At 50.0% G+C, this 14,525-nt stretch carries 13 protein-coding genes; 1 reads left to right on the top strand and 12 read right to left on the bottom strand.

What is annotated here, in order from left to right:
• Positions 1 to 62: 62 nt before the first annotated feature.
• Entirely contained in the window at positions 63 to 1,895 is a 1,833-nt protein-coding gene (gene glmS / locus RFN81_RS18450) for a glutamine--fructose-6-phosphate transaminase (isomerizing) (RefSeq protein ID WP_264497194.1), read from the bottom strand.
• Positions 1,896 to 2,078: 183 nt separating this feature from the next.
• Complete coding sequence (gene glmU / locus RFN81_RS18445) at positions 2,079 to 3,449, bottom strand: bifunctional UDP-N-acetylglucosamine diphosphorylase/glucosamine-1-phosphate N-acetyltransferase GlmU (RefSeq protein ID WP_264497193.1); 1,371 nt, start codon at positions 3,447 to 3,449, stop codon at positions 2,079 to 2,081.
• A gap of 312 nt (positions 3,450 to 3,761) precedes the next feature.
• Here glmU and RFN81_RS18440 point away from each other — a divergent pair, with 312 nt between their 5' ends.
• Complete coding sequence (locus tag RFN81_RS18440; protein WP_264497192.1) at positions 3,762 to 5,996, top strand: right-handed parallel beta-helix repeat-containing protein; 2,235 nt, start codon at positions 3,762 to 3,764, stop codon at positions 5,994 to 5,996.
• A gap of 345 nt (positions 5,997 to 6,341) precedes the next feature.
• On the opposite strand, the gene RFN81_RS18435 is transcribed toward RFN81_RS18440, so the two are convergent.
• The 10 genes from RFN81_RS18435 to rsmG form a co-directional block, all read right to left on the bottom strand.
• Positions 6,342 to 6,761, bottom strand: coding sequence for a F0F1 ATP synthase subunit epsilon (locus RFN81_RS18435; RefSeq protein WP_010300077.1), 420 nt, complete (start codon positions 6,759 to 6,761; stop codon positions 6,342 to 6,344).
• Positions 6,762 to 6,780: 19 nt separating this feature from the next.
• Positions 6,781 to 8,163, bottom strand: coding sequence for a F0F1 ATP synthase subunit beta (gene atpD, locus RFN81_RS18430; RefSeq protein WP_264497191.1), 1,383 nt, complete (start codon positions 8,161 to 8,163; stop codon positions 6,781 to 6,783).
• A gap of 32 nt (positions 8,164 to 8,195) precedes the next feature.
• The gene (atpG, locus tag RFN81_RS18425) at positions 8,196 to 9,059 is read right to left on the bottom strand and encodes a F0F1 ATP synthase subunit gamma (RefSeq protein ID WP_264497190.1); all 864 of its coding nucleotides are present in this window, start codon (positions 9,057 to 9,059) and stop codon (positions 8,196 to 8,198) included.
• Positions 9,060 to 9,111: 52 nt separating this feature from the next.
• Positions 9,112 to 10,653, bottom strand: a complete 1,542-nt coding sequence (atpA, locus tag RFN81_RS18420; protein WP_264497189.1) for a F0F1 ATP synthase subunit alpha — start codon at positions 10,651 to 10,653, stop codon at positions 9,112 to 9,114.
• 12 nt (positions 10,654 to 10,665) lie between these two features.
• The gene (atpH, locus tag RFN81_RS18415) at positions 10,666 to 11,199 is read right to left on the bottom strand and encodes a F0F1 ATP synthase subunit delta (protein ID WP_264497188.1); all 534 of its coding nucleotides are present in this window, start codon (positions 11,197 to 11,199) and stop codon (positions 10,666 to 10,668) included.
• A gap of 14 nt (positions 11,200 to 11,213) precedes the next feature.
• Positions 11,214 to 11,684 carry a F0F1 ATP synthase subunit B gene (gene atpF, locus RFN81_RS18410; RefSeq protein WP_010681466.1) on the bottom strand — a complete coding sequence of 157 codons (471 nt, stop codon included), beginning with the start codon at positions 11,682 to 11,684 and terminating at the stop codon, positions 11,214 to 11,216.
• Between the two features lie 63 nt (positions 11,685 to 11,747).
• Positions 11,748 to 11,987 (bottom strand): F0F1 ATP synthase subunit C, encoded by a 240-nt coding sequence (gene atpE, locus RFN81_RS18405; RefSeq protein WP_005976545.1) that lies wholly within the window; start codon positions 11,985 to 11,987, stop codon positions 11,748 to 11,750.
• A gap of 49 nt (positions 11,988 to 12,036) precedes the next feature.
• Positions 12,037 to 12,837, bottom strand: a complete 801-nt coding sequence (gene atpB, locus RFN81_RS18400) for a F0F1 ATP synthase subunit A (protein ID WP_264497187.1) — start codon at positions 12,835 to 12,837, stop codon at positions 12,037 to 12,039.
• A 21-nt stretch (positions 12,838 to 12,858) separates the two neighbouring features.
• Positions 12,859 to 13,242: a F0F1 ATP synthase subunit I gene (gene atpI, locus RFN81_RS18395; RefSeq protein ID WP_264497186.1), complete on the bottom strand. Its 384-nt coding sequence runs from the start codon at positions 13,240 to 13,242 to the stop codon at positions 12,859 to 12,861.
• A gap of 623 nt (positions 13,243 to 13,865) precedes the next feature.
• A complete protein-coding gene (gene rsmG / locus RFN81_RS18390) occupies positions 13,866 to 14,486 on the bottom strand; it encodes a 16S rRNA (guanine(527)-N(7))-methyltransferase RsmG (RefSeq protein ID WP_264497185.1) in 621 nt (206 codons plus the stop codon).
• Between the last annotated feature and the right edge of the window lie 39 nt (positions 14,487 to 14,525).

Below are 14,525 nucleotides of genomic sequence, written 5' to 3'. Positions count from 1 at the left end.
AAAATCCGCCTTATGTTCATAGACATAAGGCGGATTTTAGCGACTCGCTACAAAGGGGATCGTTATTCGACAGTCACCGACTTCGCCAGGTTGCGCGGCTGGTCAACATCCGTGCCTTTAATCAGCGCAACATGATAAGACAGCAGTTGCAACGGCACCGTGTAGAAGATCGGGGCAATCACTTCTTCGACATGCGGCAGCGGAATAATCTTCATATTTTCGCTGCTGGTGAAGCCAGCATCTTCATCAGCGAAGACATACAGCTCACCGCCACGCGCGCGAACTTCTTCAATGTTGGATTTCAATTTCTCTAACAATTCGTTGTTCGGCGCCACGACAACCACCGGCATATCGGCATCGATCAGCGCCAGCGGGCCATGTTTTAATTCGCCCGCCGCATAGGCTTCAGCATGGATATAAGAGATCTCTTTCAGCTTCAACGCACCTTCCATGGCGATCGGGTACTGATCGCCGCGCCCTAAGAACAGCGCATGATGTTTGTCAGAGAAACCTTCCGCCAGAGATTCGATGAGTTTGTCCTGAGACAACATCTGTTCAATACGTGCAGGTAATGCCTGCAAGCCATGTACGATGTCATGCTCGATCTGCGCATCCATACCGCGCAGGCGACCAATTCGCGCCACCAGCATTAGTAGGACGGTGAGCTGGGTGGTAAAGGCCTTGGTCGAGGCGACACCAATCTCGACGCCCGCTTTGGTCATCAGCGCCAGATCGGATTCACGCACCAGAGAGGACCCCGCCACGTTACAAATAGCCAGCGACCCCAGATAGCCCAGATCTTTGGACAAACGTAACGCCGCCAGCGTATCTGCCGTTTCCCCTGATTGAGACAGGGTAATCATCAGGCTATTTTTACGTATGGCCGGTTTGCGATAGCGGAATTCGGAAGCGATCTCTACGTCACACGGCACGCCCGCCAACGCTTCGAACCAATAGCGAGACACCATACCGGAGTTATAGGACGTCCCACAGGCGATGATCTGAACATGCTCAACCTTAGCCAGCAGTTCATCCGCTTTCGGGCCTAATTCAGAAAGATCGATCTCACCGTGACTGAAACGCCCTTCAAGGGTGCTCTTAATCGCCATCGGCTGTTCGTAAATCTCTTTCTGCATGTAGTGACGATACGCGCCTTTGTCACCGGCATCGTAATTCACTTTTGATTCGATTTCTTCACGAGTAGCAAGCTGGCCTGATTTATCAAACACGCGCACGTCACGGCGGGTAATCTCCGCTACGTCACCTTCTTCCAGGAACATGAAGCGGCGCGTCACTGGCAGTAGCGCCAGCTGATCGGAGGCGATGAAGTTCTCGCCGACACCAAGACCAATCACCAATGGGCTACCGGAGCGTGCGGCAACCAGCACGCTGGGGTCGCGATTATCCAACACCACCATGCCATAGGCACCGCGCAGTTGTGGGATCACGCGTTTAACCACCTCAACCAGCGTCCCGCCGTTTTGCTTCTGTTCAAAATGAATCAGATGAGCGACCACTTCCGTGTCGGTTTCCGACACAAAACGATAACCGCGACCGATCATCAGTTCGCGCAGCGGTTCGTGATTTTCGATAATGCCGTTGTGGACGATGGTGATATGTTCAGAAACATGCGGGTGAGCGTTCTCTTCGGAAGGTTCACCATGCGTTGCCCAACGGGTATGAGCTATCCCCGTGCCACCGTGTAATGGATGTTCATCAGCGGCCTGAGACAGCACTTGCACTTTCCCCAGGCGACGCAAACGAACAACCTGTCCTTCATTATCCACAACCGCCAGCCCCGCAGAGTCATAACCACGGTATTCAAGACGGCGTAAACCTTCTAACAAGATCTCTGCAACATCACGTTGCGCAACTGCGCCTACAATTCCACACATCGATGGTATTCCTATAAAAGTGACATATTGTGTCACCAGGGATGTCTTAGACCTGATTGTTCCGGTTTTTCCGGATTCCCCGAGCCTTGTAGAGAGTTGGGGATTATTATGTTTTGGCCTGTGTTCTGGTATCGATAAAAACACAGGGCAAAACCGTCTCCGCCGCGTGCGGAGACGAGTAGATTATGGCTTTTTCACCGGGCGTTGCCAGCCAGCGATATGCTTCTGCTTCACTCGGCTGATCACCAGCTCGTTTTCTGCCACATCGCGTGTGACCGTGGTGCCCGCCCCAATCGTTACGCCGTTGGCAATGCTTACCGGCGCGACCAGTTGGGTATCCGATCCGACAAAAACGTCATCGCCGATAATCGTTCGATGTTTGTTCGCGCCATCATAGTTACAGGTGATCGTTCCCGCGCCGATATTAACACCGGAACCAATCTCCGCATCGCCCAAATAGCTCAGATGACCGGCTTTTGATCCTTTACCCAAGCGCGCCTTTTTCAGTTCGACAAAGTTGCCGACATGCGCGCCTTCTGCCAGTTCCGCCCCCGGACGCAAGCGGGCAAACGGGCCAACGGTGCACTGAGCGTCTAACACAGCGTCTTCCAACACAGAATAAGGGCTAATCTCACAGTCATCGCCAATAACGCAATTCTTAATTACACAGCCCGCACCAATTTTCACCCGATGACCTAGCTTAACATGGCCTTCCAACACCACATTGACATCAATCATCACATCACGACCGTGCGCCAGTTCGCCGCGTAAATCAAAACGTTCAGGATCGAGCAGCATAACGCCAGCCAGCAATAGTCTATCTGCCTGTTCATGCTGATAAACCCGCTCCAGCGCCGCCAGTTGACGACGATTATTAACGCCTTCAACTTCGCTCAATCGTTCGGGATGAACCGCTTCGACGCGCTGGCCTTCTTCTGCCGCCATCGCAATGATATCGGTAAGATAAAACTCACCCTGCGCGTTATTGTTGGTTAGCTGGCTTAACCAACGCTTCAAGTCCTTGCCGTTGGCAATCAAAATGCCGGTATTGATCTCATCAATCTGACGCTGTTGTTCGCTAGCATCCTTATGCTCAACGATCCCCACTACAGCCCCGTTTTCCCGCACAATTCGCCCATATCCCGTTGGATCGGCCAGCCTCACCGTCAACAGACCGATCCCTCCCGGCGGTTTAGCCTGGCGTAATCGCGCCAGCGTTTGTGGTGAAATTAGCGGCACGTCGCCATACAGTATGAGGATATCTTCATCGTCGGCAAAATGCGGCGCGGCTTGCTGCATTGCATGGCCGGTACCCAACTGCTCCGCCTGTAGCACCCAATTCAATGCTGGAGCGCTCAATTCTCGTTTTAGCAAATCGCCGCCGTGACCATATACCAGATGGATGCACTGTGCGCCCGTCGTCATGGCCGCATCAATAACATGCTGGACCATTGGTTTACCGGCTAGTTGATGTAACACCTTGGGAAGGTCGGAATACATGCGGGTTCCTTTCCCCGCCGCAAGAATCACCACACTCATCGCATTATTTGACATAAGCATCCTGACAGTGCGGAGCCATGACTCCGCGAGAAAAAATGGCTAGCCAGTGGCTAGCATGAATAATCAGAGTTTACCGAAACTCATGCATAACACGGATACTTTTCGCTGAGTTTTTTCTGAAAAACTCGCACAAAACAACGATGGTGCAGCACAGGTTGGCTCATGACGCAAAATAAAAATGGCACGCAGTTTCATAAAAAACAGACTTTTTTTTTAACTATTTTCATTTGTGACACACGCAAAAGAAACGGCGTTTCATTTATTGCAGTATACGCGGACGAAAAACTCAATAACGAAGGAGATACAATGAAACGTTGTTCTTCACCAACATGTCCGTCTTTACGAAAACACCGCGCTTTACGCCTTGCAGCCGTCACGTTGACGAATGCATTACTCTTTAGCTTTAGTTCGCACGCCGCAACAGAACCGACGCCCGTCTGGCATGGTATCGCCTTTGGTCAGTCAACCGACGTCAACTTTTCCTCCAATGTTCTGCCGGAAAAAATTGGCGTTAATGACGTCACCATTAATGGTAAGAAATTAACGCCGGAAGATAAGGCCGATTTGTCCGCCCCTATCACCATAGAGAGTCGTGGCGGAAAGATTGCCAACACCCATGATGGGCTGACGTTCTTCTATACCAAGTTACCTGCCAATGTGAATTTTACGCTTCAATCTGATATTACCGTGGAACAGTTTGGGCCTGAGAATGGCGCCAAACCCGCAGCGCAGGAAGGCGCTGGCATTCTGGTGCGCGATATTATCGGTGCGCCGCGTCAAAATCCGTTGAAAGTAGGGTATGAAGAATTTCCTGCTGCCTCCAACATGGTGATGAACGCCATTATGACGCAGGACAAGAAATCGCATACCGAAGTGAAGCTACAGGCTATTTTGCGTAATGGCGTGATACAGCCGTGGGGCAATGCCGGAGCAAAAATCACTAAAACCAGCTACCAGGAAAATATCAATCTGGAGAAAACGCCCACGTTTCGTCTGAAGATGGAGCGCACTAACGACGGGTTCATTGCCTCATATGCACCGAAAGGCACGGAGAATTGGGTATCGAAAGAGATTAAAGGTGCCGATATTGTTACCAGGCTGGATAAAGACCACTACTACGTCGGCTTTTTTGCCTCTCGTAATGCCAAAATCACCGTCAATAACGCACAACTAACGACGACGCCAGCCCAGACTAAAGCGTCACCGGAATTTAAGGCCAAAGCCTTAGCACCTTTGCTTCAAGTGATGTCCTCATCTAAAACCACGGGTGAAAACTATGTCGTGCAGGCTAAAGCCAATTACAACGGTACAATCTCGGTGCTGCAAGACGGAAAACCACTGGGGAACGCCAAGCAAATTAAAGCGGGAGAAACTTTCGCTCTGCCAACAAAAATTGTCGGTAACACGGCTGAATTTAAGGTTGTCTACCAACCAACAGACGGTGATGACAAAACGGTAAAAGAGAGCACGTTCAAAGTTGATAAGGCCGTTTATGCCGACGCTAAAAACCTGTACGTCTCGCCACAAGGCTCCGCCAGCAATGACGGCAGTAAAGATGCGCCACTCGATCTTGCCAGTGCTATCGCCGCGCTGCCAGCCGACGGCACGATTTGGCTCAACGATGGTGATTACAGCGCGACCGAAATTCCTGTCAACGCCAGCGGTCAACAGAAAGCCGTCAAGAACCTGTTTGCAGTCGGTAATAAAGCGGTTATTCACGGCTTACAACTGAAAGCAAGTTACTGGCATGTGAAAGGGATTGAAATTACAGAGAAACCCTTCCGCATCGAGGGAAGCTACAACACTATCGAGCGTGTTTTGGCACACCATTGTGATGACACCGGAATTCAAGTTAGTTCGCCAGCCAATGTAGGTAGGCCGCTGTGGGCTAGCCATAACCTAATCCTGAATTCAGAATCGCACAGTAACCAAGACCCCGGTAAAATCAACGCCGATGGTTTTGCGGTAAAAATGCGGGTAGGTGAAGGCAACAGGATCCACGGCGCGTTCTCCCACAACAACATTGATGACGGCTTCGACCTGTTTAACAAAATTGAAGACGGTGCCAACGGCGTTGTGGTGATCGAGAATTCTATCGCCATGAACAACACCAGCAACGGCTTTAAACTGGGGGGCGAAGGTCAACCGGTAGCGCATCAGGTTAAAAACAGTATTGCAGTGGGCAATAAACTCGATGGTTTCACTGACAACTTCAACCCTGGCGCCTTGATCGTTGAAAACAATATCGCGTTAGACAACGAACGCTTTAACTTTATTTTCCGTCCAAGCCCTTACTCTGGCCCGGAAAAACAAGGCGTCTTCAAGAACAATATTTCGCTAAAAACCAAAGCGGGTAAATACGATGATGCGGTTGTCGGCAATATCGATAACAGCAACTATTTCATCAAAAATCACCGCTCGGTTAACGCGCAAGGTAAGGAGATTACCGCGAATGATTTCGTCTCAGTCGCCATCCCTGAAACGTTTACGCGTGATGACAAAGGTAATCTGATACTTGGCGACTTCCTGAAGAAGAAATAAGTTTGCGCTGAGAGCATCACAGATTTTGCCATTATCCTGCGCAAAAAATTATGCTGAGGAGATAGCAGGCTTAGGATAAGCAGCATGGACGCTGCGAAAGCTTGCGCCATAATTTATCCGAAAGCCAGGGTCCGCAGGGCAGGGGCGACTGAGCGCCCCTGCGTCGGGCGCGTGATACGCAATAGTATGAAAATGGCGAAATCATCGCGCACGACCCCCTCTCTTAGTCTGCATAAAATGTAACTAAGAGGTGAATCTGTAAAGGGAGGATAGCGGCATCACCTTAAATACAAAAAGGCCAGTCAGTTCACACTGACTGGCCTTTAATTATTACAACCTTATCTGTTACATCGCTTTTCTGGTCAATTCGATAACACGCAGCTTCGCAATTGCCTTCGTCAGCTCAGCGGAAGCCTGCGCGTAATCCACATCGCCATGCGAATTGCGGATATGATCTTCGGCCTTGCGTTTTGCTTCCAGCGCGCGTGCTTCATCCAGATCCTGCCCACGGATAGCGGTATCAGACAGTACGGTGACAATATTCGGCTGCACCTCAAGGACGCCGCCAGAAAGATAAATATATTCTTCCTCACCGTGCTGCTTAACGATACGAATCATACCCGGCTTAATGGCAGTGAGCAGAGGGGCATGTCCCGGATAAATACCCAGTTCGCCTTCACTCCCCGTGACCTGGATCTTCTGCACCAGACCAGAGAACATTTGCTGTTCTGCACTCACGACATCCAGATGGTAAGTCATAGCCATGTCACCCTCCTACAAGGCGTTACAGTTTCTTGGCTTTTTCCACAGCTTCTTCAATGGAACCAACCATGTAGAACGCCTGCTCCGGCAGGTGGTCGTATTCGCCTTCCATGATCCCTTTAAAGCCGCGGATGGTATCTTTCAGGGAAACGTATTTACCTGGAGATCCGGTAAAGACTTCCGCCACGAAGAACGGCTGGGACAGGAAGCGCTGGATCTTACGCGCGCGGGATACCACCAGCTTATCTTCTTCCGACAGCTCATCCATACCCAGAATCGCGATGATGTCTTTCAGTTCCTGATAACGTTGCAGAATAGACTGCACGCCACGGGCGACATCATAGTGTTCCTGGCCCACCACTAGCGGATCTAACTGACGGCTGGTGGAATCCAGTGGGTCAACGGCCGGGTAGATCCCCAGAGAAGCGATCTGACGGCTCAATACCACGGTTGCATCCAAGTGCGCAAAGGTGGTAGCTGGTGATGGGTCAGTCAAGTCATCCGCTGGAACATAAACGGCCTGAACGGAGGTGATAGAACCCGTTTTGGTAGACGTGATACGTTCTTGCAGAACGCCCATTTCTTCTGCCAGCGTCGGCTGATAACCCACCGCAGAAGGCATACGACCCAGCAGTGCGGACACTTCCGTACCGGCCAGGGTATAACGGTAAATGTTATCGACGAACAACAGAACGTCACGGCCTTCATCACGGAATTTTTCCGCCATAGTCAGACCGGTTAATGCGACGCGCAGACGGTTACCCGGCGGCTCGTTCATCTGGCCATAGACCAGTGATACTTTATCGATAACGTTGGAATCGGTCATTTCATGATAGAAGTCGTTACCTTCACGGGTACGCTCCCCCACGCCAGCAAACACGGAGTAACCGGAGTGCTCGATCGCGATATTACGGATTAACTCCATCATGTTTACGGTTTTACCTACGCCGGCACCACCGAACAGACCCACTTTACCGCCCTTAGCAAACGGACACATCAGGTCGATAACCTTAATGCCTGTTTCCAGCAGTTCCTGTGAGTTTGACAATTCTTCATAGGTCGGTGCTGGGCGGTGAATAGCCCAACGCTCTTCTTCGCCAATATCGCCTTTCATGTCTACTGGCTCACCCAGTACGTTCATGATGCGACCCAGCGTCGCTTTACCTACCGGGACTTCAATCGGGTGATCCAAGTTGTTTACCGCCAAACCGCGGCGCAAACCGTCAGAAGACCCCATTGCGATACAACGAACAACGCCACCGCCTAACTGCTGCTGCACTTCCAGCACCAACTTTTCAGCACCGTTCTTTACCTCAAGCGCATCGTACACTTTCGGTACGGCATCTTGCGGGAACTCGACGTCCACCACGGCGCCGATTACCTGGATAATCTTTCCAGTAGCCATCTTGAATCCTCTACGTAATTCGTAAACCTGCTCTAAACCGCGGAGGCTCCCCCGACGATTTCGGTGAGTTCCTGGGTAATGCTGGCCTGACGCGCTTTGTTGTATACCAACTGAAGCTCTTTGATCAGGCTACCGCCGTTATCGGTCGCTGCTTTCATCGCAACCATGCGCGCGGCCTGCTCACTGGCCAGATTTTCTACGACGCCCTGATAAACCTGCGATTCGACATAACGACGCAGCAGAGTATCCAGCAGCGACTTTGGATCGGGTTCATACAGGTAATCCCAGGCTTTCTTCTTCAACTCACTGTCATCCGAAGGCGGTAACGGTAACACCTGGACAATAAGCGGTTCCTGAGACATGGTATTGATAAATTTGTTGCTGACGATATACAGCTTGTCCAGACGACCTTCGTCGTAGGCTTGCAGCATAACTTTAACCGGGCCGATCAATTCGGATACGGACGGGTTATCACCCATACCAGTCACCTGAGCAACAATATTTCCGCCAACCGAACTAAAGAAAGAAACCGCTTTGGAGCCAATCAGCGCTAGATCAGCTTCAACGCCTTTGTCGCTCCAGGATTTCATATCAGCCAGCAGCTTCTTAAACAGATTAATGTTCAAACCACCGCACAGGCCACGGTCAGTAGACACCACCAGATACCCGACACGCTTCACATCACGTTCTTCCAGGTAGGGGTGCCTATATTCCAGATTTCCTAACGCAAGGTGACCAATCACATTGCGTATCGTTTCCGCATAGGGACGGCTGGCCGCCATACGATCTTGCGATTTACGCATTTTGGAAGCGGCGACCATTTCCATTGCTTTGGTGATCTTTTGCGTATTCTGGACGCTTGCGATCTTACTACGTATCTCTTTTGCGCCGGCCATCTTTGCTTCTCCTCAAAGCCTTGCGGCCTGCTATAAAGCAGGCCACTGGGCGTTACCAGGACTGGGTTGCCTTGAAAGTATCGAGGATGCCTTTAAACTTGCTCTCGATCTCATCGTTATAAGCGCCAGTCTGGTCGATTTGTTGCAGAAGTTCGCCATGCTCACGATCGGCGTAAGCCAGCAGTGCCGCTTCAAAGCCACCGACTTTCGACAGCTCAACGTCTTCCAGATAACCTCGCTCTGCCGCAAACAAAACCAGAGACTGTTGTGCGACAGACATCGGCGCATACTGCTTCTGCTTCAGCAACTCGGTTACTTTCTGTCCATGATTCAACTGCTTACGCGTAGCCTCATCAAGATCGGAAGCAAACTGAGAGAACGCAGCAAGTTCACGATATTGCGCCAGCGCAGTACGAATACCACCGGACAATTTCTTCATGATCTTGGTCTGTGCCGCACCACCCACACGAGATACTGAGATCCCTGGGTTAACCGCAGGACGAATACCCGCGTTAAACAGATTAGATTCCAGGAAGATCTGACCATCGGTAATCGAAATGACGTTGGTCGGAACGAACGCAGAAACGTCACCCGCTTGCGTTTCGATAATTGGCAGAGCCGTCAGCGAACCGGTTTTCCCTTTTACTTCACCTTTGGTAAAGGCTTCAACGTAATCGGCGTTAACACGCGATGCACGTTCCAGCAAACGAGAGTGAAGATAGAAAACGTCACCAGGATAGGCTTCACGGCCTGGCGGACGACGGAGCAGCAGAGAAATCTGACGGTAAGCAACGGCTTGTTTGGACAGGTCGTCATAAATAATCAGCGCGTCTTCACCGCGGTCTCGGAAATACTCACCCATCGCGCAACCGGCATACGGCGCCAGATATTGCAGAGCAGCAGACTCAGATGCGGTAGCGACGACGACAATGGTGTTTTCCAGTGCGCCATGCTCTTCCAGTTTACGCACCACGTTAGAAATCGTGGATGCTTTCTGGCCGATAGCGACGTACACGCATTTGATGCCGGAATCACGCTGGTTGATGATGGCGTCAATAGCCAGCGCGGTTTTACCCGTCTGACGGTCACCGATAATCAACTCACGCTGACCACGGCCGATTGGAATCATGGCGTCGACAGACTTATAGCCCGTTTGCACCGGCTCATCGACGGACTGACGTTCGATAACGCCAGGCGCAATCGCTTCAACCGCAGAAAAACCGTCATGGTCCAACGCGCCCTTTCCATCAATGGGCGCGCCCAACGTATTGACCACGCGCCCTAATAGGCCGCGACCAACGGGAACTTCAAGAATACGGCCGGTGCATTTTACCTTCATGCCCTCGGCCAGATCCGCATACGGCCCCATGACAACAGCACCAACGGAGTCACGCTCCAGGTTCAGTGCGATGGCATAACGGTTGCCCGGCAGAGAGATCATCTCCCCCTGCATCACGTCGGCCAGACCGTGAATACGGATGATTCCGTCACTAACGGAAACGATAGTACCTTCATTGTGAGCTTCGCTCACCACATTGAACTGAGCAATGCGCTGCTTGATCAGTTCGCTGATTTCGGTGGAATTCAGTTGCATGCTCCAGTCCCCTTAAGACTGCAAGACGTCTGCCAGACGTTCCAGACGACCGCGAATGCTGCCATCTATCACCATATCGCCCGCGCGAATAATAACGCCGGCCATGACAGACTTATCAATTTTGCAATTCAGCTTCACTTTGCGTGACAGACGTTTTTCCATAGCAGCAGCGATCTTCGACAACTGCTGTTCATTCAATGTGTTAGCAGAAATCACCTCGACATCAACCGTCGATTCCATCGCTGCCCGTAGTTGAATAAATTGAGCCAGCACTTCGGGAAGCACTGGCAAACGTCCGTTTTCAGCCATCACCTTAACCAGGTTCTGACCGGCTTCATCAAGTTGATCACCACAAACGGCAATGAACGTTTTCGCCAGCTCAATGGGCGCTACCGCACCAGAAAGCAATTCGGCAATTTGTTCATTGCGCGCGACCTCCGCCGAGAACGCCAGCATGTTTTGCCAGCGATCCAAGGCCTGGTTTTCAACCGCAAAGTCAAATGCTGCTTTGGCGTAGGGGCGAGCTACCGTGACAAATTCAGACATCAGCCCCTCCCTCCTTACAGTTCAGCGACCAGTTTATCAACGATGTCGCTGTTAGCAGCTTCATCCACGGAACGTTCAATAATTTTCTCGGCACCCGCAATCGCCAATACGGCAACTTGCTTACGCAACTCTTCACGAGCACGTTTACGTTCGGCTTCGATTTCAGCCTGAGCTTGCGCCACAATCTTGTTACGTTCAGCTTCTGCTTCAGCTTTCGCTTCATCCAGTATCTGAGCGCGACGTTTGTTCGCCTGCTCAATGATAACCTGAGCGTCCGCTTTGGCTTTCTTCAGTTGATCTGTCGCATTGGCCTGAGCCAAGTTCAAATCTTTTTTGGCACGTTCAGCAGAAGCCAGACCGTCAGCAATTTCTTTCTGACGTTTCTCAATGGCAGCCATCATCGGCGGCCATACATACTTCATGCAGAACCAGACAAACAGGACGAACGCAATGGCCTGGCCGAGGATTGTTGCATTAATATTCACAGCACAATGCCTCTTTCAAAGTTTAATAAGTTGATGTTTTAACCTCTGCAGAAAACATTCTGCTTAGGCCACCGCAAACATCACATACAGCCCCAGACCAACAGCGATCATCGGGATGGCGTCAACCAGACCCATGACGATAAAGAACTGTGTGCGCAGCAAAGGAATCAGGTCAGGCTGACGTGCAGCGCCTTCCAAGAATTTACCACCCAGAATGCCGATACCGATCGCAGCACCGATTGCCGCCAAACCCATCATTAACGCGGCAGCCATGTACAGCAGATCCACACTCAGGTTTTCCATGACAGTCTCCAGTTTGTTTCAGTTAAAAACGTTATTTGTTGAAAGAAAATCAATGCTCTTCAGATGCCATCGAGAGATAAACAACCGTCAGAACCATGAAAATAAAAGCCTGAAGCGTAATAATCAAAATGTGGAAAATAGCCCAAGGCACATTTAACAGCCATTGTGACCACCACGGCAACAGACCAGCAATCAGGATGAAGATCAACTCACCCGCATACATATTGCCAAACAGTCGCAAACCTAAGGAAATCGGTTTGGACAGCAGGCTGACACCTTCAAGAATCAGGTTGATAGGGATAAATACTGGATGGTTGAATGGCTGCATGGTCAGTTCTTTAACAAAACCCCCAAGCCCTTTCATTTTGATGCTATAGAACAGCACTAGGATAAATACGCCCAGCGCCATTGACAGCGTAATGTTCACATCGGCGGTCGGCACGGCGCGCAAATAAGCATGCGCAGGGTCATATCCCAGCAGACTATAAACACTCGCCCAAACTTGCGGCAGGAGATCGATAGGCAGTAAATCCATCAGATTCATCAGGAAAACCCAGATGAAAATGGTCAACGCCAGCGGCGCAATCAACTTGCTTTTGCCGTGAAACATATCGCGCACGGTGCCATCTACAAAATCGATAATTAGTTCGACAGCCGTTTGCAGTTTACCTGGTACGCCGCTGGTTGCTTGTGTAGCGACGCGGCGGAAGATAACCAGAAAGAGGACCCCAAGAGCGATGGAGAAAAACATCGAATCGACATTAATTGACCAAAAACCCGTCCCGACCTGCAAATGGTGCAAGTGGTGACTGATATACTCTTGAGGAGTAGAGATTTCTCCAGCAGCCATGATGTCCCTTACCCTTTGTTGTTAACTACGGTAACGATTAATTACAGCCGGTGCGACGATCTGCATAATCAGCACCGATAAATAAGTTAGACCAAGCGGAAAGAATGCCGCGTTAAACGGGCCTAACGCCACCACCAACAGTGCAATGGTGATCAAGATCTTTAGCGTTTCACCCACCGCGAATGTCCACGCCACTCGCCCGTCAACGGGCTTACTGGACTGAAGCCGTAAGGCGTACAGTACAAATAAAACATTCGGCAACCAGGCTGATAACCCACCAGCCAATGCCGAAGCGGCGGCACGGGCGTCATTGATGCTGAAAAACGCACTCAACAAAGCAAAAGTCACTAACTGTAACAACAGTAGCCGGAAGGCTACTTTTCCGCTGTAAAGCGCTACAGACATGACGTTTACTCTCTCCGTACCTTTTCAGAGGTATACCGAATGATGTATGAAACTGCCTTTACACCGCAGAGTCAAGCTGCAAAAAACGAGCAAATTATACGGGTCATACCCGTGAATTCAATCGATAAGTAGCGAAAAGGTGAACAATTATTTAAATTTCTTTCTGAATCCTCATTTTCCTAACAATCCTCTCGGCCATTCTCAACGGAGATTGTCCGCTAAAGGGCGATAATCTGTGATATGACTCACATAAACGCATTTACGATTATTTATAACAGAAGATGTTTTTTTTTGTCTTTAGCAAAAGAAGTCATTTATCCTATTTAACTTCAATGAGTTATAAAAAAACAAATGTTAAAGTCGGCATAAGCAAGCCTTCAACCACCTATTGACATTATTTATATTATTTCTTTACCCAATTAACATAAAAATAACCAGATCCCAGTGCCGATGACTTATTTTCTCTCGTTATTATTTAGCGCCAAAGTATGAGAACCGCATTGAAAAATGCCAAGATGTAAAAATTGAGTGATCATGATGCACTCAGGAACGATGCCACCCAAGTACAAGGCGGCTGGCTAGACCACGATATTTAGTTATATTTTTTTTGATAAATGACAAAATTAGTTTGGTTTAAGCACGACCAAATGCCGCTCCCCCTCCAATTCAGGAACAGACAACCGAACAATCTGATCCAATACGATACCTTGCGGCAAGGATGCTAATTCCTCTTCAGGGAGTACGCCTTTCAGGGCATAAAACCGCCCGGTCGTCTTGGCTGGCAGATGATTGCACCAGCGAACCATATCCTGTAAGGAAGCAAATGCGCGGCTAAGCACGCCATCAAAAGGCGGCTCAGCGGGAAATGCTTCTACACGAGATTGCACCGGCACGATATTCTCGATCTGAAGTTCATGCTGAACCTGGCGCAGAAAGCGTACACGTTTACCCAGGCTATCGAGCAGAGTGAAATGCGATTCAGGACGAATAATCGCTAAGGGAATTCCCGGTAAACCTGGCCCCGTACCCACATCAATAAAACGCTGACCGTTTAAATGAGGCCCAACCACAATACTGTCCATAATATGGCGAACAAGCATTTGCTGCGGATCGCGTACCGATGTCAGGTTATACGCTTTATTCCACTTATCCAGCATCTCAACATACTGTATCAGAAGCGTTTTCTGTTTATCTGAAACCACAATGCCAGCCGTATCGAGCAAATGATCTAGCGTGTCACGCACAATAAAATTCCGATAAAAATGCGGTTAATCATAAAAATA

Source organism: Pectobacterium cacticida (assembly GCF_036885195.1).
Classification (GTDB): Bacteria; Pseudomonadota; Gammaproteobacteria; order Enterobacterales; family Enterobacteriaceae; genus Pectobacterium; species Pectobacterium cacticida.
This window is presented reverse-complemented; position numbering and strand designations above follow the sequence as displayed.

Coding starts and splice junctions, on each gene's coding strand:
- glmS (WP_264497194.1), bottom strand. CDS start 1,895: ATGTGTGGAATTGTAGGCGCAGTTGCGCAACGTGATGTTGCAGAGATC.
- glmU (WP_264497193.1), bottom strand. CDS start 3,449: ATGTCAAATAATGCGATGAGTGTGGTGATTCTTGCGGCGGGGAAAGGA.
- RFN81_RS18440 (WP_264497192.1), top strand. CDS start 3,762: ATGAAACGTTGTTCTTCACCAACATGTCCGTCTTTACGAAAACACCGC.
- RFN81_RS18435 (WP_010300077.1), bottom strand. CDS start 6,761: ATGGCTATGACTTACCATCTGGATGTCGTGAGTGCAGAACAGCAAATG.
- atpD (WP_264497191.1), bottom strand. CDS start 8,163: ATGGCTACTGGAAAGATTATCCAGGTAATCGGCGCCGTGGTGGACGTC.
- atpG (WP_264497190.1), bottom strand. CDS start 9,059: ATGGCCGGCGCAAAAGAGATACGTAGTAAGATCGCAAGCGTCCAGAAT.
- atpA (WP_264497189.1), bottom strand. CDS start 10,653: ATGCAACTGAATTCCACCGAAATCAGCGAACTGATCAAGCAGCGCATT.
- atpH (WP_264497188.1), bottom strand. CDS start 11,199: ATGTCTGAATTTGTCACGGTAGCTCGCCCCTACGCCAAAGCAGCATTT.
- atpE (WP_005976545.1), bottom strand. CDS start 11,987: ATGGAAAACCTGAGTGTGGATCTGCTGTACATGGCTGCCGCGTTAATG.
- atpB (WP_264497187.1), bottom strand. CDS start 12,837: ATGGCTGCTGGAGAAATCTCTACTCCTCAAGAGTATATCAGTCACCAC.
- atpI (WP_264497186.1), bottom strand. CDS start 13,242: ATGTCTGTAGCGCTTTACAGCGGAAAAGTAGCCTTCCGGCTACTGTTG.